13 protein-coding genes, 1 tRNA gene and 2 pseudogenes are annotated in these 19,590 nt (G+C 45.1%); 8 read left to right on the forward strand and 8 right to left on the reverse strand.

Translation table 11 applies throughout. The features are described from left to right. Nucleotides 1-216 precede the first annotated feature (216 nt). Nucleotides 217-298, forward strand: a tRNA-Leu gene (locus tag QUA40_RS10240). A gap of 342 nt (nucleotides 299-640) precedes the next feature. On the opposite strand, the gene QUA40_RS10245 is transcribed toward QUA40_RS10240, so the two are convergent. From QUA40_RS10245 to hetZ, 5 genes and pseudogenes are all read right to left on the reverse strand, one after another. Further along, on the reverse strand, nucleotides 641-1,453 hold the full coding sequence (locus QUA40_RS10245; protein WP_333124884.1) for a GUN4 domain-containing protein: 813 nt from the start codon (nucleotides 1,451-1,453) through the stop codon (nucleotides 641-643). Nucleotides 1,454-1,951: 498 nt separating this feature from the next. Continuing rightward, nucleotides 1,952-2,173, reverse strand: a pseudogene (locus QUA40_RS10250) (DNA-directed RNA polymerase subunit omega); the annotation flags it as partial. Nucleotides 2,174-2,296: 123 nt separating this feature from the next. Continuing rightward, nucleotides 2,297-4,663, reverse strand: a complete 2,367-nt coding sequence (locus QUA40_RS10255; protein ID WP_333124831.1) for a transglutaminaseTgpA domain-containing protein — start codon at nucleotides 4,661-4,663, stop codon at nucleotides 2,297-2,299. 205 nt (nucleotides 4,664-4,868) lie between these two features. Then, a complete protein-coding gene (locus tag QUA40_RS10260; protein WP_333124833.1) occupies nucleotides 4,869-5,945 on the reverse strand; it encodes a hypothetical protein in 1,077 nt (358 codons plus the stop codon). Next, entirely contained in the window at nucleotides 5,938-7,119 is a 1,182-nt protein-coding gene (hetZ, locus tag QUA40_RS10265) for a heterocyst differentiation protein HetZ (RefSeq protein WP_333124835.1), read from the reverse strand. Before hetZ ends, QUA40_RS10260 begins: the two co-directional genes overlap by 8 nt. A gap of 936 nt (nucleotides 7,120-8,055) precedes the next feature. Between hetZ and QUA40_RS10270 the strand changes: the two genes are divergently transcribed. Continuing rightward, entirely contained in the window at nucleotides 8,056-8,595 is a 540-nt protein-coding gene (locus QUA40_RS10270) for a Dps family protein (protein WP_333124837.1), read from the forward strand. Nucleotides 8,596-8,717: 122 nt separating this feature from the next. Here QUA40_RS10270 and QUA40_RS10275 read toward each other — a convergent pair. Continuing rightward, nucleotides 8,718-9,692, reverse strand: a pseudogene (locus tag QUA40_RS10275) (glycosyltransferase family 2 protein). A gap of 726 nt (nucleotides 9,693-10,418) precedes the next feature. On the opposite strand from QUA40_RS10275, the gene QUA40_RS10280 reads away from it, so the two are divergent. The 4 genes from QUA40_RS10280 to QUA40_RS10295 all read left to right on the forward strand — a co-directional run bounded on the left by QUA40_RS10280 (nucleotide 10,419) and on the right by QUA40_RS10295 (nucleotide 15,965). Further along, a complete protein-coding gene (locus tag QUA40_RS10280) occupies nucleotides 10,419-11,450 on the forward strand; it encodes a glycosyltransferase family 2 protein (protein WP_333124840.1) in 1,032 nt (343 codons plus the stop codon). Nucleotides 11,451-11,578: 128 nt separating this feature from the next. Further along, nucleotides 11,579-13,030, forward strand: a complete 1,452-nt coding sequence (locus tag QUA40_RS10285) for an NAD(P)/FAD-dependent oxidoreductase (protein WP_333124843.1) — start codon at nucleotides 11,579-11,581, stop codon at nucleotides 13,028-13,030. A 314-nt stretch (nucleotides 13,031-13,344) separates the two neighbouring features. Then, a complete protein-coding gene (locus QUA40_RS10290) occupies nucleotides 13,345-14,739 on the forward strand; it encodes a branched-chain amino acid ABC transporter substrate-binding protein (protein WP_333124846.1) in 1,395 nt (464 codons plus the stop codon). 149 nt (nucleotides 14,740-14,888) lie between these two features. Then, a complete protein-coding gene (locus QUA40_RS10295) occupies nucleotides 14,889-15,965 on the forward strand; it encodes a branched-chain amino acid ABC transporter permease (protein ID WP_333124848.1) in 1,077 nt (358 codons plus the stop codon). A gap of 132 nt (nucleotides 15,966-16,097) precedes the next feature. On the opposite strand, the gene QUA40_RS10300 is transcribed toward QUA40_RS10295, so the two are convergent. After that, the gene (locus tag QUA40_RS10300) at nucleotides 16,098-16,670 is read right to left on the reverse strand and encodes a Uma2 family endonuclease (protein ID WP_333124850.1); all 573 of its coding nucleotides are present in this window, start codon (nucleotides 16,668-16,670) and stop codon (nucleotides 16,098-16,100) included. A 55-nt stretch (nucleotides 16,671-16,725) separates the two neighbouring features. Further along, the gene (locus tag QUA40_RS10305; protein ID WP_333124852.1) at nucleotides 16,726-16,869 is read right to left on the reverse strand and encodes a hypothetical protein; all 144 of its coding nucleotides are present in this window, start codon (nucleotides 16,867-16,869) and stop codon (nucleotides 16,726-16,728) included. 52 nt (nucleotides 16,870-16,921) lie between these two features. On the opposite strand from QUA40_RS10305, the gene QUA40_RS10310 reads away from it, so the two are divergent. Together QUA40_RS10310 and QUA40_RS10315 are read left to right on the forward strand one after the other, a co-directional pair. Then, nucleotides 16,922-18,487 (forward strand): ABC transporter permease subunit, encoded by a 1,566-nt coding sequence (locus tag QUA40_RS10310; RefSeq protein ID WP_333124856.1) that lies wholly within the window; start codon nucleotides 16,922-16,924, stop codon nucleotides 18,485-18,487. Between the two features lie 119 nt (nucleotides 18,488-18,606). Then, nucleotides 18,607-19,422, forward strand: a complete 816-nt coding sequence (locus QUA40_RS10315; protein ID WP_333124858.1) for a class I SAM-dependent methyltransferase — start codon at nucleotides 18,607-18,609, stop codon at nucleotides 19,420-19,422. Nucleotides 19,423-19,590 lie beyond the last annotated feature (168 nt).

A 19,590-nucleotide genomic window follows, 5' to 3' on the forward strand; every position in this document is an offset into this window, starting at 1 on the left:
TGAAAAATACGGAAAATTGCTGTGGCGATAACTCATGATTGAACCCGGTGTCCAAAAATGACCGGGTTTCTCGATGTTGGGCGATCGAGCAATTTGGTCATCAGCCTGCGGATTTATCAGTGGGTCGCTTTTTTCAATTCTAAAATCTAAAATCTAAAATCTAAAATCGATTGACCGATCGCTCTGTTGTGTGCTATAGTAGTTAAATGTCAAAATGCGGATATGGCGAAATTGGCAGACGCGCCAGATTTAGGTTCTGGTTCCGAAAGGAGTGAAGGTTCAAGTCCTTTTATCCGCATACCAGATTGTATTCCCAAACAAAAAACCCCACCCCTGGTTGATCACAACTTTTGCTGCCTTGTTAACGGCATCCCTGAATTGAAGGTTGCGTTACCACCTGCCATTTTTTCAGAGGGGTTTAAGGGCTATATCCTTGATTCTATCAATGTTTTGACGGGGTTGTCACCTCGTCAGAGCGATCGTGGTTTCGTTTTGTTGCCCTAAATCTTGAAGCTTGACGGAAATTATCATAGGTTAAACATTGCTTGAATAATGACGGGTAGAGAAGGAAGCACCGACAAGAAAGCTGCATATTGGTAGAGGCTTATTCCCTGAAATATGCAGCTTTACTGATCACTCTTTACCAATCGTTTCTCTCTAAAATTGATTGGGCAAAATCTCTCGTTGCTTCACCTGAGTGGTACCACCAAGATATATTTAAGGGAAAAGCTGGCAAATGCCCTTTAGGAGCATATTGTAAGTTAAAGTTTAAATCATCATAGGATTTCCAACCAAAAACGCCACCAAATAAACCTGCTTTTCCTCGCCAGCCCATCTTTTCTCCAAAATCGCCTACTTTTTTTGACACATCCCAATAAATTTGTTTTTGCGCCTTAAAACCAAAATGTCCATTACTATTCTGTGACCAAAGCTGATTGATAGTGCGTAAATCCTCAATGGGCAAGATTCTCAAATTTTGCTCAAAACCACGGTTAGCTATCTTTACTATGATGTCACAGGTTTCTTGGTCTGCTTTTTTCCATTCTCCCACTTTTAGTAAACTACTGAGTCTAGTATAGTCTATGGTCAAAGCCGTATTGATTTCGCTGGAAATCAGATCGACGATTCCTTCTTCCGAAGTAGCGTTATCTAAATAATGTTGACTTTCTTGCCTAATTTTATTTATAACTGTTGGCGAAGTTAATGGATTAATATGTTGATTAAGTTTAGCTTCATAGAACTTACAAGCAGCATTTCCAACTGCATAAATCATGAGCGCTTTAGCAGAAGCACTTATTATTTTACTCGGAATCATGCCATACTCTAGCCAGTCTATACCTGCCTCAATAGCTCTTTCTCCCAAAAAAGCTGCACCAAAGGCTGTTAAAGCTTCTATTTTTCGTTCGGGATCTTGTAAATTAAATCCATAAATATCGGCAATCTGATAAACCATTTCTGCCGAGAGTTTGGTGATTTCTGGTAAATCGTACTTAGCTATCCCCCTGATAACAGCTTCTGCTGTCGGAATTCCTCTAACTAAATCCACTCCCGCCGCTTGTAAGGATTTGTGAACAATAAGAACATGAGCAATTTCATAGGGAGATTTGTCTCGGTAGCTGTGCTTTAGCTTTTTAACAGACGATTCAGATGCAGCAAAATTAATTTCCCCAATAGATTCGCCAATCCAATTAACTAGACTATTCCAAGCATTTGAATTAGATTGTTCCTTCAGTTGTCGTAGTTGAGGATTAGCATTGACTTCAGTATTTATTTGAAGAATTTGTTCGCTAGGTTGTGGCGATGATGTTGTATTTGTCGGCGATGGTGCAGGTGTTGGTGCAGGTGTTGGTGCGGGTGTTGGTGCGGGTGTTGGTGCGGGTGTTGGTGCGGGTGTTGGTGCGGGTGTTGGTGCGGGTGTTGGCGATATTCCTTCAAATGAAGGTTCAATAAATTCACCAATAATCTCTGGGTTGGTCAGTTCATCTGACATCTCGAAAATTGCTCGCATTACTGGCTTCATCTGGTGATCATCCATATTGTCAAAATCCTCATACCGACGGCGCTTGGCACGGTTAGCAACTTGAACAGTAATGCGGTAGCGATTGGAAGATGCCGCCACCAACTCTTCAGCACGTCGGATGAGTTGAGAGGAATCAAATGTAGGACGTTTCATAATGGAGTACCTTCTGGTGCAAATTTACAAGTATAAGGAGGGTTACTTATTAATATTAAATAATGGCTAGTGGAACTTCTCAACAGGGTAGGCAACCGACGCTATTTTTCCTACCCTTATCGCTTAAAACCAGCGCTTTTTGAGTTTATTCAAGTGCGATCGCCTCAAATTTTCCACCAACTGCCGCAACTGGTTCAAATTACCCGCTTCGCCGCCATACTTCCACCGCACGTAAGCCAGCGAAACTTCATCAATCACCTCAGCTTCATCAGTTGCATGATTACCGCGCATTGCCTCAGCATACTCCAAAGGCGTTTGAGCTTTCTGCTTGGCAAATCCCCTACTCGCCAAATCCTTCAACATTTCCTGATAAACCCCCTCCACCGGCGGCAATTTCGCCAGCCAGCGGCGGTGGCGCCACTTGCGCCACACTTGCCAAATTAACCAGCCAATAAAGCCAAAGCCGATCGCAGCAATCAAGCCTGTAAACAACCCTACCCAACCCTTAGCAAACTGTCCCAGAAACCAGCCCACAATCAAACTGATCCAGCCAATTACAAAACCTATGACTGAATCGAGCCCGCTTCTGAGAGGAGTCGGTAGCCAACCCGCGATCCACTTCCAAAACGATTCCAGCGCACTAAAAGTCTGGTTGTCTTCCACCGAAGCCGGAATCAGCGGATAACCGGGAATTGGATTAAAACCAAACCAGCCGTGATTGGGAAAATATACCTCCGTCATCAAGAAAGCGTCGGTATTTTTCACAACATACAAACCCGTAAACGGGTTAAATTCCCCCGTATCGAAACCCCCCGCCAGTCGCGCCGGAATCCCGATCGACCTCAGCATAATTGTCAGTACAGTCGAAAAGTGGTCTGGATATCCGCCAGTCACCTTTTTGCCGCCCTGGGTGTTTTTGTAGCCAAACAGAAAACCCTCGACTAAATCTTCACTTTCCTCTAAGTAAGGCAAAGCTTTTTCAATTTTATAATTCGGGTTTTGCTTCAAATATTGAGCCAAATACAAAGCTTTTTCGTAGGGAGAGTCGATCGATCTATCTGATTTAGCTACTCTAGTCCTTGCCAGCAATATTTCTTCAGTTTTTGCCCGCACCTTTTCAGCAATTTTCGGCGGCACATCCAAATAGAACTTGCGAATATTTTTCGGGTAATTAGTACCAGTTTTCCCCAACAAAGCTCGATCGCGAAAAGGCACATTAGAAATCACCGTATAAGTCACACCCTCGGCCAATTCCAGAGGCGATCGCAAACCTCCCTCCGCATCAATCGCCACCTCTGTCGTCGGAAAATAAAGTTCTTTCGGCTTGTTTAAAGCCGGAATCAAATTCGGCAACTGAGCCACAATAGTATAACTTTGAATCACCTCTTGAGTCCGAGGCGCATTGGGAAACGGATTCAGATAAAATTGATAAGACCATCGAGGTCTACTAAGCTTTTGAGCTTGTTCGTTGCGAGAAATTTCCCAACCCTGACCGGTGTATTTGTCGAAGCCTAACACCCGCCAAAAACCCGCCGCTTGCGATCGCACCCGCATCACCACTTGAGGTTTCATTTCCCCCCGCAAATTTTGATTGATGCGCTGGTTGAAACCGTAATAAAAAGTAGAGTCCACCTCTCCTGGACCAGAGTCTGGGTTTCTCCCCCTTCCTCCGCCAGTTCCTTTTTGGTTTCCCCCTCTAACATACCCCGGATTCAAAATGCTGCGGGAGTCAAACTCCCCCTGATATTCAATAGGAGCACTCACCGGAAAAGTCCGCAACTGATAGCCAGGGAGGCGCGGCAAAAACGCAAAAATAGTCAGCCCCAACCCGACAGTTATTAGTAGCAGCAAAGCAAAATACTTTGGGGATAAAGTAGCAGCAAATAGCGACAGGCTTTCATTTTTCCCTTTACCTTGTGCTTTTTCGCCCATGGCTTCTGGCTTCAAAAATCCCAAGCGCGATCGATAATCCAACACCAAAGTCGGCAGCGCTAAAGCCAAAAACAACAACAACAGGGGCCCAAAAGTCAAGGTTTGGCTGAGAGTCGCTGCTACCCCTAACAAAATTAGCCCGATTACCATCGAGTAGCCTAAATCCTTGCGGCGAGGCAAATCGAAACTGTGCAGCACTTGAAGTTGGATTAACAGTTGCGCCAAAACTAACCGCGTATCGTTCAATTCTCCCACCAAGCGGTTAAAAAAAGCGAACAGGGCCACCAGCATTCCAATAGCTATGCAGAACTTAGCAGCTACATTGCGATCGCGGCGGCGATACCAACTCCAAGTTGCTCCCACAATACTAACAGGCACAGCCCACAGGTTCAGGGCTTCTTCAGCAGCAACGTCAGTAGCTACAATTCCCACAATTACCAACAACTGAACTAGGATTCGCAGCAGTAAAGAATCCTCAATCACCGGCGGAGGCATGGCCTCAATCTGCTCCCACAGCTTACCCAAAACAGGTATATTTCGCAGGTTATCAGTTGTCATGTGCACCCATCCAATTCAACGAGCAGTAGATTTTAGATTTTAGATTTTAGATTTTAGATTGACTCTCGCATTGAATCTGGGAGGGCTTTAACTAATATCTAAAATTTTTGGCTTTCCACGACAGAAGTCGGGGGATTGAATGTGTTTGTGTGTGAGGTCAAACCACAGAGTAAAAACCTAAATTATTTACTCTAATTAGACCTTTTTAGTTGCTATCTTGTTCTGCCAAAATAGGACGAATAGCAAACATCAGAGGTCTAGTCTCGAAGTTTTGGAATCGAACTTCTAGGGCATAAGTCTGGTCAGGTTGTGGGTCAAACAACTCCACGCTTAAATGCCCGGAATTCGGACGATGTGCAGTTGCTTCAGCATCTCCTCCCTTGAGATCCAAACTTCCTGCCCCCGGAAATTGGCACTCAACTCTTAAACACGGCATTGGTTGTTCTCTGTTGCGGTTCGACAGGTATTGAGCTTCGATAGTCAGTGAGCCCAAACCAGTCAGCCACTCCCGCGAAACCGGTGGCTGATTCACAGGACAATCCAAAGTTAGAGACTCAATGATTTGTCGGGCGGCCAACAGCGACATGAGCATTTGTTGATCGGTAGTTGCCGCTTCGTAATTCGGTAAATCTTCTACTTCTAAACCTGTAATTCCTCTGGCAGCACCCATGAGTACGAAACCAGCTAATTTGTTAAGTTCCTGAGACTGGCCTGGAAACAAGCCATCTACAGCGCGAACTAACTTCGAGCCTTCCCGCAGCGACGACATTACCAATTCCTGACAAGGTTCTAGCAGTTGAGCAAAAACCCCTTGGGCGATCGGAATTGGCAGGCGGCCCCACCTGATATTTTGTAGTTGGGGAGTCCAGAGGTGTAGGGGGGGAACCCATTGCGGGGCTACATCGTCTGGGTAATCGTGGTCGTAGCTTTTGAATTCTGTTTCCCAGGGGAACAGCGGCGGGTTGGATTCAATTTCGGCTTTAAGCCTTTGTTTTAACAAGGTCTGAAAACGGTCTTGCACGGTCGGTATTTCTCCAATAGTCTGCGGTTGTGCGGGTGCATTGCTGTGCGCCCCCACTTGATAGTCCAGCGGGTCTGGTTCGTCCCATTCCCAGTATTCCACCCCGGAATTCTCTTCTGTGTCGCCCCACTCTTGTGAGCGAGGGGATGGATTGAGGTTCTCCTCATCTTCGTTAGAGGTATTCGCGATCGGCGCCTGCAATATCCAGTTTAAAAAATGGCGATCGAAAGCCTCTGCATCCCTGTTCGTTTCGTTATTCATCACTAGATGCCCCTTCTCCGGAATCTGAACGATTTCGCAATTCCCAGGCAAGTTCCAGCAATTTAAACCACCGTTTCTGTACCTGGGCTACCGTGCTGCCGAGGGTTTGCGCGATCGCTGACTCTGACAGACCTTGTTGTTTCAACTTTAGCAAACGCTGTCCCTCTGGACCAATTTGCTCGCCAAACGCCTGCCACTGAGAAGGCAGCAAACCCAAATTGCGGTCTAAGTCTGCTTCCAGCCACTGGTGAACGAGTTCCCAGCGGTGCGACATGGCGAACCTGAGCAAATGGTACTTGAAGCGCTGCTGCAAATAGTCTCTTTGGCGGGGAGTTATGCCCAGAAGCGACTCTATTTCATTAGTTGGCAAGTCTTGCAAGCGCAGCACGAAGTAATCGGCGCAGTCTTCTTGGTTGCGCTCTTTCAAGTAAGCCACTAATTCGTCAATCACAGTTTGCCGCAGAGATTCTGACTCGTCGCCGAGGGGACGAATTGCCGCGGAACCCTGTCCCGCCATCGCTTCCCGCACGGAGTGCACCGAGGTGTCGTTCCAAGTTTGGTCGGAATCTGAAGCCCCTCCGTCGGCGGCTTGTTCCATATCTACGGAGGTTTCTTTGGGCTGCTGCTGGGAAAAGGTTTGGGCCCGTAAAATAATTAGTTGCTGGCTGCGGTTGCGAGGTAAAGGAATGCGCCGCTTGCCAAAGCGCTCTACAAAAGCCATATACTCTGCTAGTTCTAAGCGAGTGCGGGGACTGTAGGTGGGTGGTAGTTGGGTTTCGCGCCGGAATGCCTTTAAAGCTTCGAGATAAAATCCTTGCAAAAAATCTTTAATCAGTTCTACTCGCGCCTGATAGCTAGACTGCACCTGCGGAGGAGTGATGTAGCGATAGACGATCGCGCTGAGGGTACTGTGCAATTCTACTCGCCCGGGCCCGGAGCCTAAATTGTAATAGTGGAGGCATTGTTGCAAGCGGTGCTGAGCCAGGCTCTGGGCTGCACCTTCTATATCTCCGGAGGCTTGAATCCGCTGGCTTTCAGTGCATATCCTGTTGACTTCTGCTGCGAGTCGCCCTGCTACATCTTGGCAGTTCTGCTCAGACGCGCGAGTGGACTTTTTAAGTTCGTCTAACAGCAGTTGAAATATGGTTTCCACGCTCTGGCAGATTTCCCGCATGATGGTTTACAGCTAACAATGAAATTAGCACAGTTAGTAAAAGTATGGATAAATATTTCCTACCGCTACTTTACCCCGTATTCCCCAGATAGGACAAACTGCAATGCCCTCGATCTCCTCCTTGGCGCAAACACAGGGGACTGCTTTTTTTATCTGTCCTGGAGGTGCCATCCGTCAAAAACCTGGTTTAAACAGTTGCCATAACGATGGTTCATCAGAGTGTCGGGTTTGACAAAGCCTTCATGCGGGCCGAAAACGCTACACTGCCGTTGATACCTTCGGCTTAGTGCTGTGGTGGTCACAGCAGCAAGGATTCCCGAAGGTGAAGCGAACACACAGCTTCTCCTGGTGGTCTACTAGATGGGACAAAGGGTGTCATGGCTGTATTTGATCTGGGTCTTCCGCCACTTTTGCCATAAAGTTTAGACGGCGATCGCCCGTCTGTTTCTTGGCAGCATCCTGGAACGTCTATCTAACGGTTTGACTCAATATCATTTCTAGCAATCACAGAGGTCAGCACCGCTCATGTCAGAAAATCTGTTTCCTAGCCTTCTAGGATAACTGGGGTTATATTTAATTCCAAGTCCCCTATGCCGTCATTTAAAGCAGCCTACACAATTAAGTGTGTGGGATGTTGGTTAACTGGGACATAAATTCCTTGATTTTTACTAGCAATCAGAGTGCCGCCTTTTTCTCTAGCGGGATTGACTGGGGGCTCACCTGCCGCCCCCTCCTTGTGTTTTCCAAACAAAGGCACTCCAGAACAATAAGTTTCATGGCATCTATCTAAGGGTATCTATATTGCAATTACTTTAACCTGAAAAGCAGATATTTTACTAAAGTTCGATCGTCTGCGATCGTCCTCTGGGTTGATGTAAGTCTGGGGCGTAATTTGTTCTAATAAATGTAAAGTTAGAGTTGAAGGAAGAATTTTCAATGCGTAAGTTAAACATAGGTCTATCTGACGAGCAGCGTGCAGGCGTTATCGAACTATTGAATCACGACCTGGCAGATGCTTATCTGCTGTTAATCAAAACCAAAAAGTATCACTGGGATGTAGTGGGCCCACAGTTTAGATCGCTCCACCAGTTGTGGGAAGAACACTATCAGGCGTTAACACTAAATATCGATGCTATGGCCGAACGGGTGAGAACTTTAGGTGGTTATCCAATTGGTACTGCTGAGGGTTTTCTGAAGTATGGCTCGATTAAAGAACATATCGGCGATTTGCCTTTGGCTACGGAAATGGTATCACGTTTAGTTGATGACCACGAACTGATTATTCGCAATCTCCGCCAACACGTCGAACAGTGCGGTGAAGAGTTTAAGGATGACGGAACCGCAGACTTTTTGACGGGTTTGATGGAACAGCACGAACAAATGGCTTGGATGTTGCGATCGTTTATTGAAGGAGAATCCCTAGCGCCAGACGGCCAGCAGCCAAAAGCTCAAACTGCTACAGCTTCTCACGCTTAGAGATATATAAGTAGAAGGAAGAAGCAAAAATTTATTTCTGTTGATTTAACTCTCTTCCATAGCTTGCCTCAAAAACCAGGTTTATTTAAGAAATCTGGTTTTTGTTCTTGGGTTTATTCGCGTTATCGGTTGACAAAATTATTCAATCGCATTCTTTCATAAACCTGGGACGGGAGCATTTTATGAATCATGGTTTGCCTCTTGATGGTGGAAATTGTTGTACCTTCAGTCTCAGTTGATGTTGATTTTAAGTCTGACCGAGATTGAGTAACAGATGAAACTAAAATTTTTAATATACTTTCTATTGACAAAATGTACAAATTATGGCGTAAAAAAGTCATGAATGAATCTTCTCGAAAAGCTCGATATAGCCAAAATAATGTACTGCGGTGGTTGCCGTTACGGTGGCTTTTAACGGCTAAATTGTATATATAAAAACTGTTGTTAGACCAGCGATAAATATTGGTAGGAATTTCAGGATGCCGCTCCCGGACACCTGCCATAATTAGAGAGTGAGATTTTGCCATTGCTGCATAGTTGCAAGACATACTGCTGGAAATCTGTCGGTAGCCCACTAAAAATTCTGGCACTACTTTAAATTTATAATGCTCAGCAATGCGGAGAAAAAGTTCCCAGTCTTCGCAGCGTTGGGCGTTTTCGGCTTTCAATTGGCAATTGTAACCGCCGACTCTCTCGAAACAAATGCGGCAGATCAGAGATGAACTCGCATTACCCATAAAATATTTATAAACTAAAGCTTTGTATACTTCTCATTCGATGGTGGAGTTGTAAAATTCACCGGTTAATAGGTCTTTTTCGTCTATATCAAGTGACCATGAATAGACAACTCCTACAGATTGGTCTGATTTAATTAAGCATTCGACTTGTTTTTCTAGGTTTTGCGGATACCAAATATCGTCGGCATCAAGGGGAGCAATATATTCGCCTTTTGATTTTTCAATTGCTAGGTTACGAGCGGTGGCGACGCCTGCATTTGACTGCTGCAATAAGAGAATTCGGCTATTTTTTTGAGCAAAAGATTGGACGATTTCGGGTGTTGTATCTGTAGAGCCGTCGTCTACTCCTAAAACTTCTATGTTTTGATAAGTTTGAGATAAGAAAGACTCTCAGGTTTTAGCAATAAAATTTTCAGCGTTGAAAGCTGGTATGATGACTGAAACTAATGGCTGATTTAAAGTGGTTTGGGGGGTGTTCATGTAATATAAAAAATGGTTTAGGTAAAACTTTTGGCTCCAAGGGACATAGCTAAGGGTATGTTAGCAAATTACTAAAGCTCGATCGTACAGAGTCGGAAATTTTAACAGGTATATTTAAAATATATTGCCAAAATTCATAAAATGTGCATTGAGTCCGCACTCCCTATCGAGACTTGGTGCAGGAGTCACTCGCGGATGAGGTCTGTAAAAAAAATTGTACCGCGCAAGTCCTGACAGTTCCCTGGTCTACGTATAAATAATGTTTTATTTTATACGGTGCGCCTACTTATAAAATCAAAGTCTTGTGCATTGCAACACAGCCGCACCAAAATGCTGCTGGGGCTTTTTCCCAGGTTTACACAAACAATGATATATTTAAAGATTTTGTAAAGCTGTTGTCTACATCAGGTCAGTCTCAGCAAGATATGGCGTAAAATAGAGGTAAGAATGGGGAAAATCAAATCGAAAATACCAGCAAAAAATCTAGTTGAAGACAAACAGAAATCGAGTTATAAATAAAAAAGTAGAGCTAATTTTACCCTTCGTAAAGTAGCACCAATAAAATTCCAGCAAATTTTAGCCCCTGAAATTTAAACAATTTAGGTAATGATTTCTACCGCCGACCCCACTGTATCCGTTATTATCCCAGTCCACAACGGGGGCGCTTACTTCCGCACCTGTTTGTCAAAACTGGCTCAAGCTGTGCCCAAGCCGATCGAGATTATTGTAGTAGCAGATGGCGAAAGCGACGGTTCCTGGCGTCTGGCCAAGGAATTCGGCGCCAAAGTCATCAGGATTCCCGAATGCGGGGGGCCAGCGCGGGCAAGGAATTTGGGTGCCCAAGCTGCAAAGGGAGATATTCTGTTTTTTGTGGATGCTGATGTCGCTGTTTGTCCAGAAGCTGTGGGCTATGCGATATCGATGTTCAAAAATAATCCGTACTTAGCTGCTTTCATTGGCTCTTACGACGATGATCCTGGAGATCCTGATTTTCTATCGCAGTACAGGAACTTGCTGCACCACTACGTGCACCAAACAGGTAACGAAGAAGCTTCGACTTTTTGGGGCGCTTGCGGAGTGATTCGCCGGGAAATTTTTTTGCAAATGGGTGGCTTTAATGAGAGTTACCGCCAAGCTTCGATCGAAGATATTGAGTTCGGCTACCGTTTGAAACAAGCAGGTTATAACATTCGGCTGTGTAAAACCTTGCAGGTGAAGCATTTAAAGCGGTGGAAACCTATGGGGATGGTGAAAGCTGACTTTTTCTACCGAGCGCTGCCTTGGACAGAACTGATTTGGCGCGATCGCAAATTGAATAACGACCTCAACTTGCAAGTTTCAAACCGCATCAGCGTGATTTTAACTTATGCAGTCCTGCTGGCAATTTTGGGGACGTGCTGGTCGCTGAGCTTTCTGCTAGTGGCTGGTTTGCTGGCAATACCCCTGGTAGCAATTAATGCACCACTTTACCGATTTTTTTACCGTAAACACGGTATCCTATTTGCCCTGAAAACTATTCCGTGGCACTGGCTTTTCTACTTTTACAGCGGACTGGCATTCGCGATCGGCACTGGTCGCTACTTATACCAAAAAAAGCCTGTGACTGGCAAAGTTAGCTTGCCGGTATCCGCTCAATAAATCAAGGCAAATTGTGCTTAAACCTCATGTCGCTTGATCGTTTCTCAGGGTATTCACGGGTGCATCTATCCCTTTGACAAGTTATAAATAACTGTATAGTTTGGATAAAAAAGCTGGAGGTAGGCTGAGTGAAACATTATCCTGTTGCGATCGTCGGTGCAGGCCCTGCGGGTTTGACGGCAGCTTACGAGCTAGTCAAGCAAGGCATCATCCCTGTTGTATTAGAAAAAGGTGATAAAGTTGGGGGAATAGCTCGCACCGAAACCTACAAAGGCTATCGTTTCGACATTGGCGGCCACCGCTTTTATACTAAAGTTGAAGCCGTGCAGCAGTTGTGGCAAGAGGTACTGGGAAATGAGTTTATTAAAGTGCCACGATTGTCGCGAATTTTTTATCGAGGTAAATTTTTTAACTATCCGATCAGTGCCTTCAATACTCTCTTTAATTTGGGCATAATTGAGAGTACGCTGATTATTTTGAGCTATCTGAAAGTTAGAATTTGGCCACTTACGGAAGAAAAAACTTTTGAACAGTGGGTGATCAATCGTTTTGGCGAACGCTTGTACAAAACATTTTTTAAGACTTACACTGAAAAAGTTTGGGGCATTCCCTGTTCGGAAATTCAAGCAGATTGGGCGGCGCAGCGGATTAAAGGATTGTCGCTAACGACTGCAATTATTAATGCTTTGTTTGGTAGCAACGACACTAAAACATTAATCAAAGAGTTTGATTATCCGGCTTTGGGGCCGGGGATGATGTGGGAAAAGTTCGCGGAAGCTGTGGAGAAGAAAGACGGCAAAGTTTATCTCGATACTAAAGTCATTAGCTTGGAGCGTGAAGGTAATAGAATTAAAAGTATTACTGCGGAGCAAAACGGAGAATTAGTTCAATATTCTGCTGATAATTTCATTACGAGTATGCCGATATCAGCGCTGGTAGCAAGAATGAAACCGCAGCCGCCCGAAGAGGTATTGCACGCCGCACGTTCGCTCAAATATCGAGATTTTTTGATTGTATCGCTGATTGTCAATCGCAAGGATTTGTTTCCTGACAACTGGATTTACATTCACTCCCCCGAAGTTAAAGTGGGACGAATTCAAAACTTTAAGAATTGGAGCGCCGCTTTAGTTCCAGACACCAGCAAAAGTTGTTTGGGAATGGAATATTTCTGTAGCGTAGGCGACGACATTTGGGAAATGTCGGACGCGGAACTTGTCGAATTAGCCACTCGCGAGTTAGTTGGTTTGGGTTTAGCAACAACTGCTGATGTGGAAGATGGAGTAGTCATACGGCAACTTAAAGCTTATCCAGTGTACGATGCCGAATATCGAGGACACTTGCAGGTACTTGAAGGTTTTTTTAAGGGAATGGAAAATTTGCAGACGATCGGGCGAAACGGTATGCACCGATACAACAACCAAGACCATTCCATGCTGACGGGGATGCTGGCTGTGAGAAATATTCTCGGCGAAAAGCACGATTTGTGGGATGTGAATACTGAGCGATCGTACCATGAAGATTTTTCAGTCGATCGCTCAAAAGAAAAAAAGGATTCGTCTTTAATTTCGCAATCAAGCTGATTTGACGCTGGGGTGTTGAGAAAGGGAAAGGAAATCAGTATTTTCCTTTCCCTTTTAGTTTTTCACAAGTTTAACTGGTTTTAAGTTGTTTAACTGCTTCCCAGGTTCTGCCTGCAAACCATTTTTCGATAAAGAGCCTCGTTTGCTGGAGGCAGAGCCTCCCGGTACGCATTCCCCGGCAGAGCCTGGGAACCAGAGACAGGAGATGTACCCCAAGTCCCGAACTTTTAATCGCAGCGGTGTATCTTTAAAAGTTGGCGTAAAATTTGAAAATTTGTGCTAACTCTTGACTACATACTTAAAACAGTGAAATTATGCTAAGACGCAAGCAACAAACCAACCAACCTATGAACTTTTCCAAGAAGTCAGGAGGCAAAAGTGCCACACCCCCAAAAACTAACTCAACACAGAATATCGGCGCCGCAGGATTGCGGAAATTACTTTTTGCCGCCGGAATAGCCTCTCTCTGCGCTAGCTGTCAAAATCCTCCAGCACCCACCGCCACAACTCCCGGGGGCAGCCCCGAAACCAGTCCCGCAGCCACTCCCGTCGCAGTCAGCAGCCCCGGAGACCCAAATACTGTCAAAATTGTCTCCATGCTCCCCATGACTGGCAGCGCCTTGGGTCAAGCTCAAACAATGGTCAACGGCATCCAACAAGCACTTGCCGAAACCAACTCCAAAGCTTGCGACGGCAAAATCAAAATCCAATACGAAGTTTTCGATGACGCTACCGCCGCCGCCGGCAAATGGGATCCGGCCCAAGTAACGTCTAACTCTAACAAAGCCGTGGCTGACGGTTCGGTAGTTGCCGTCATCGGTCACTATAACTCCGGTGCCGCCAAGCTTTCCATTCCCGTGCTCAACCAAGCTAACATCGTCATGATCAGTCCGGCCAACACTTATCCGGGACTGACTAAACCAGGAAAAGGCGAAGCCAAAGAACCCAACGTTTATTATCCCGCTGGCACTCGTAATTTCACCCGCGTTGTCCCCGCTGACGACCTTCAAGGTGCTGTAGCTGGCAACTGGGCGAAATCTTTAGGCGTGCAAAAAGTCTACATTCTCGACGACCAAGAACTCTACGGCAAAGGCATCGCTGACGTTTTTGAAGCAACTGCTAAAAAGTTGGGAATTCAAGTCCTCGGGAGAGAGGGAATTGATATTAAAGCTAGCGACTATAAGGCGTTAATGAATAAAATCAAAGCTTTAAATCCAGACATGATTTACTTTGGAGGCACTACTCAAAGCAATGCCGGGCAAATAATTAAAGACATGAGAAATGTCGGTATGACGCCTGACGCAGTTAAATTCATGGGCCCGGACGGCATCAAAGAGCAAGCTTTAATTGACGCGGCAGGCAAAGATGCCGAAGGAGTTTACGCGACTTTTGGCGGCTTGCCTCCTCAAGAATTGACTGGTGCCGGTGCGAAGTGGTACGAAAGTTACAAGGCAAAATATAATGCTGAACCGGAAGCTTATGCAGCTTACGCCTATGAAGCTGCTAAAGTTGCGATCGGAGCAATTAATAAAGTTTGCAAAAATGACCGCGCTGCTATCCGCGAAGCTGTCTTGGCAACTAAAGATTTTAACGGGGTACTCGGCACTTGGAGTTTTGACACCAACGGGGACACGAGCTTGACTACAATGTCAGGAAATGTTGTTAAAGGTGGCAAGTGGGAGTTCGTGAACGCCCTCAAGACGGAATAATTACTTATTAGTCATTTATCGGCGGTAATTAATAGCAATGCGCACCTTACCCAATTACTAAAGTAGGGTGCTCTTCGGCGCACCTTACCCAATTACTAAAGTAGGGTGCTCTTCGGCGCACCTTACGAATTACCAATCAACCCAAAATTATGAAAAAATGGCAGAGTATTCTTCTATATCTAGGTGTAGCTTATATAGTTTTGTTGTTAGGGCCAATTGCCGGCTTTGACTTGCCCAAAATTGTTGGGGAAATAGCCAGCAATCCTGAAGTTTTTATCCAACAGTTATTAGTTGGTCTTGTCAACGGGGCGCTGATTGCAATTATTGCTTTGGGTTACACTATGGTTTATGGCATTATTGAGTTAATCAATTTTGCTCACGGCGATTTGTATATGTTGGGCGCTTTTGCTTCCCTAACTGTGTTCGGGGCTTTTGGCATTCAAGATGGCGCACCTTTAAGTATTGCTATACCGGTGATGTTAGTCGCTTTAATTGTATGTTCAGTGTTTTGTGCTGGGCTGAATATTGTTGTGGAAAAGTACGCTTATCGGCCTTTGCGAAATGCTCCCCGTTTAGCTCCTTTAATTTCGGCAATTGGAGTTTCTTTTATTTTCCAAAATATGGGACTGTTTTGGGGAGGATTGAAAGCTTTTATTCCGGTGATGGGTTCTAATTCTGCTGCGCCGAAAAGTTTTCCCGATTTGTTACCGCGAGTTGATATTTTCAAAGCTTTGGGAATTCAAACGAGTATTGTATTTACTACGAAGGATTTAATTGTGTTGGTGGTGGCGGTTGTATTGATGGTTTTGCTTCATGTGTTTGTGCAATACACTCGTCTGGGAAAGGCGATGCGCGCAACGGCTCAAAGCCGCGATGCTGCTAAAATTATGGGAATTAATGTAGATCAGATTATTGCTCTAACTTTTTTGATTGGGGGAGCTTTGGCAGGTTCGGCGGGGATTCTGGTTGGTCTGTACAACAATACTATTGTTTTTACGATGGGGTTTACGGCTGGTTTGAGGGCTTTTACAGCGGCGGTTTTGGGGGGGATTGGCAATATTGTCGGGGCGATGTTAGGAGGGGTTTTGATTGGGTTGCTTTCGTCTTTGAGCGATCAGTATTTGTCGAGCCGCTGGACTAATGCTTGGGTGTTTGGGGTTTTGGTGGTGATTTTGGCTTTTCGGCCAGGGGGTTTGTTAGGAGAAAATGTTCAGGAGAAGGTTTGAAATTGCAGGGTTTAAATAATGGCAAGAGGCATTTAAGTAGACATGAAAAAACAGGACACCCAGATGCCCGAATTATTAAAGAATTCGGCGGGGCAATAAAAGCGATCGCATTTTACGTTTTAGTTTTACGTTTTAAATATTCCCTGGTTTGAGCCAGCCAAAAACTTCGCCTAAAGTCAACTGCATTTCCGGCATAAATTTGGGCATCGGGAGTATATCTGTTGGTTCTTGCAATGCAATCGGTTGCTGCCCTGCGGGATAGGCTAAAATGTTTTTTTCATCGGGATCGAGCAACCAACCCATCTGACAACCGGCATTCAAACAGTGCAAAATATTGTTTGTGACTTTGGTTTGGCTTTGGGCTGGGGACAAAATTTCTATTGTCCAGTCTGGATGAGCATTAAATGTATTGGCAATTTCGCCGTCAGCGTCTAGGGGAATGCGATTCCAAACAAAAATTGCGACATCGGGAACAATGGAACGTCCGCTAAAAGTGCAGCGAAGTTCTGGTAGGGCTAGGGCAATTTGCGGTTTCTCTGCGATGTCGTTGGCGACTGTTACGAGTCTGCCTTGTAGTTTGCTGTGTTTTCCTTGTGGCATAGGTTTTTGGAGGATCGCACCTTTGATGTATTCGCTAGCGGGTTGGGTTTCTGGGAGTTGCAAAAACTCGTCTAGGGTGATAGTTTTTTGAGGTGCTTGTACCATATCGCGATCGCCCGTTTGAAGTGTGTTCCGGTAACAGTTCCAGTATATTTCAATTTTAGATCGCGATCGAGAAACAATCGAGATCAAAAGACTCTAAACTGTAGCTAGCCCGCTCAGCAGTTTCCCGAACCAGCCGTCGATCGAGTTGCTTGAGGCAGAAGTTTGCACTGCCCGCGTCAGTCGCATCTATAAACTGCAATTCCTAGCATTCTTTCATCTAACTACTGACTAATGACTAATAACTTCTTCCTATGTCAAAAAAAACAATTAAAGCAATTAAATCGACTGGTATTTTAGGGGCGATTGCCTCTTTGACTGTTTTGTTATTCGGCGGTTGGAGCGGCACCGTAATCGGCTGGCTGATGGGTACGGCGGTCGGCTTTATTAGCTGTCGGGAGCAGAAGGTTTACAGCCCGAAAATGGGTGCTGCGATCGGCAGTTTAGCGGGATTGGGATTGGGAGTTTGGCTATTAATTGCGAGTGTGGTAGAAGGGGTTTTGATTAGACCTTTGTCTGGTCAACCTGCTGTTGCTTTGCCGACGACGCTGCTGTACGGGATTTGCAGTTTGACGATCGCAATTTTGACAGCTACGTTAATGGGTGCTTTGCAGGGTTTGCAGGGGGAACGCCAGCGGCTGGCAACTCTGGTGACATTAGCTTTTATTCTAATTCTGTTTCCGTTTATCGACATTCAGGCTCAAACCGGCTGGATTGCTACTGTAGTACAGATTCAAATCTTTATTATGTTGGCGCTGGGTTTGAATATTACTGTGGGTTTTGCGGGTTTGTTGGATTTGGGATATGCGGCGTTTTTTGCGATCGGCGCTTATACGACTGCTTTGCTATCTTCTGGACAGTTAAATATTGCTTGGAACTTTTGGGTAGTATTGCCGATCGCGGCCGGTGTAGCTGCGATCGCGGGTGTAATCCTCGGTATTCCCACACTGCGGCTCAAGGGCGATTATTTGGCGATTGTTACCCTTGGTTTTGGCGAAATTATTCCGGTTGTGTTTAGGAATTTAACCGCGATTCGGATCGACGAACCAGTCTCGAAGATTGTTGCGGCTGTTTTGGGTAAACCCGAGTTGGTGCTGTGTCTGGTTGGGTGCGATCGACCTTTTAACCTCACCGGCGGCGAAGCGGGCATAAACCCGATCGGGCGTCCATCTCTCCCCATTATCGGCACTTTTAGCACCGGCAACTACTTTCCCTGGTACTACCTAATTTTGCTGCTAGTTGTCTTCGCTTACTTCATGATTTCGCGGCTGCGAGATTCCCGCTTGGGCAGGGCGTGGAATGCCATGCGCGAAGATGAATTAGCGGCGAGTGCGATGGGCATTAACCTAGTCAAAACCAAACTTTCGGCTTTTGCGATGGGAGCGACGTTTTCGGGCTTTGCAGGCGCGTTTTACGCCGCCTATATCAGCGCGATTTTTCCCAGCGTTTTCGATTTCTCGGTGTCGGTAATCATCCTGTGTATGGTGATTTTAGGCGGTTTGGGGAATATGACCGGGGTGATTTTGGGCGCTATCATTATCATGTCTGCCGATCGGCTTTATCTGCCACAATTAGCGCAAGTCCTCAAGGGTTTTCTGAATACTTTTGTACTCCCCAGGATTGCAATTCCCCAGTTGCGAGACTTTCTAGCAACCAGTTTAGACCCGATTCAAATGCGCTTATTTCTCTTCGGCCTAACTCTTGTTGTCATGATGCTCGTGCGGCCGGAGGGACTGATTCCTGATAAGATCCACCAAGCTGAACTGCATTCTGATGCTGAAGCGAGCAATGAGTCTTTAGCAGATGCGAGAAGTCAATAAGCTGCTGTGCATCTAATTTTAACAATCGTGCTTCTTAAAATTCTTGTGAGTTCGGAATACTACCCGCCCCAAAGTTTGGTTTAAATGCAGAACAGCTTAGTAAGGATGAAAGATTAGCCATGAACAATGTAACTGGTACTGCTTTTATCGTTGCGGAGTTTAGAGCAGAAGAGAATGAAGAAGCAATGCCTCTTTACACTGATCCTGTAGTAAAAATTTGGCTCAATGAGGAAACACAAGAAATAGCTGCAAAAATAGCTCAAAACTCTCCCGCAGCTAAAGAAATGATTAAGTTGCGGACTAAATATTTTGATGATGTTTTGTCAAACCAAATTTTAGGAGGTTGCAAACAAGTAGTTATTTTAGGTTCGGGTTTGGATACTCGCGCTGCTAGAATTAATGGCGAAAAAGTAACTTATTTTGAAATAGACGATCGCGCGACTCTTCAATTAAAAGAAGAAACTCTCAAAGCTAACAAAGTTACTGCTAATGTTCGCTACATCCCCGGCGATTACATAAAAGACGGTTTAATCCCCTTGCTGAAACAGAGTGAATTTGATTTCGCTCGACCGACATATTTTTTGTGGGAAGGCAACACTACCTTGCTTGACAAAAAAGATGTAATATTTGTGTTAGAACAAATTCGCGACTATGTTGATAATTTTCGATTGTCCTTTGATTATATGTCGGAAAAGGTAATTTTGAGAACTACGGGCTACCAAGATATCAATGATTACATAGATAAATACGAAAGTATGTATGCACCGTGGATTACTGGGTTTGAAAACATTGCAACTTTGGCTGACGAACTCCATCTCAAAGTTATTGAAAACTTTTCGACTGCCGATTTACACGCACAATATCGCCCTGGCCGTTCGCTAGAATCTAATCTTTTTAAGTTTTATTTTCTCTGTACCCTAGAGAATATGTCCTAAAATAAGCTGTGTTGCATCTAGATTGCCTATGGTATTAGAGAGGGAGAGGGGGAGAAGAGGAGAGGGGGAGAGGATTTGACGATTTTTGATGGGGACTCGAAATATACAATTTAAATGCACAACAGCTTATCTCAAATTGACTCGCGTGCGTGAAAGCTCGCGAGTATC

Source organism: Microcoleus sp. Pol11C3 (assembly GCF_036701485.1).
Classification (GTDB): domain Bacteria; phylum Cyanobacteriota; class Cyanobacteriia; order Cyanobacteriales; family Microcoleaceae; genus Microcoleus.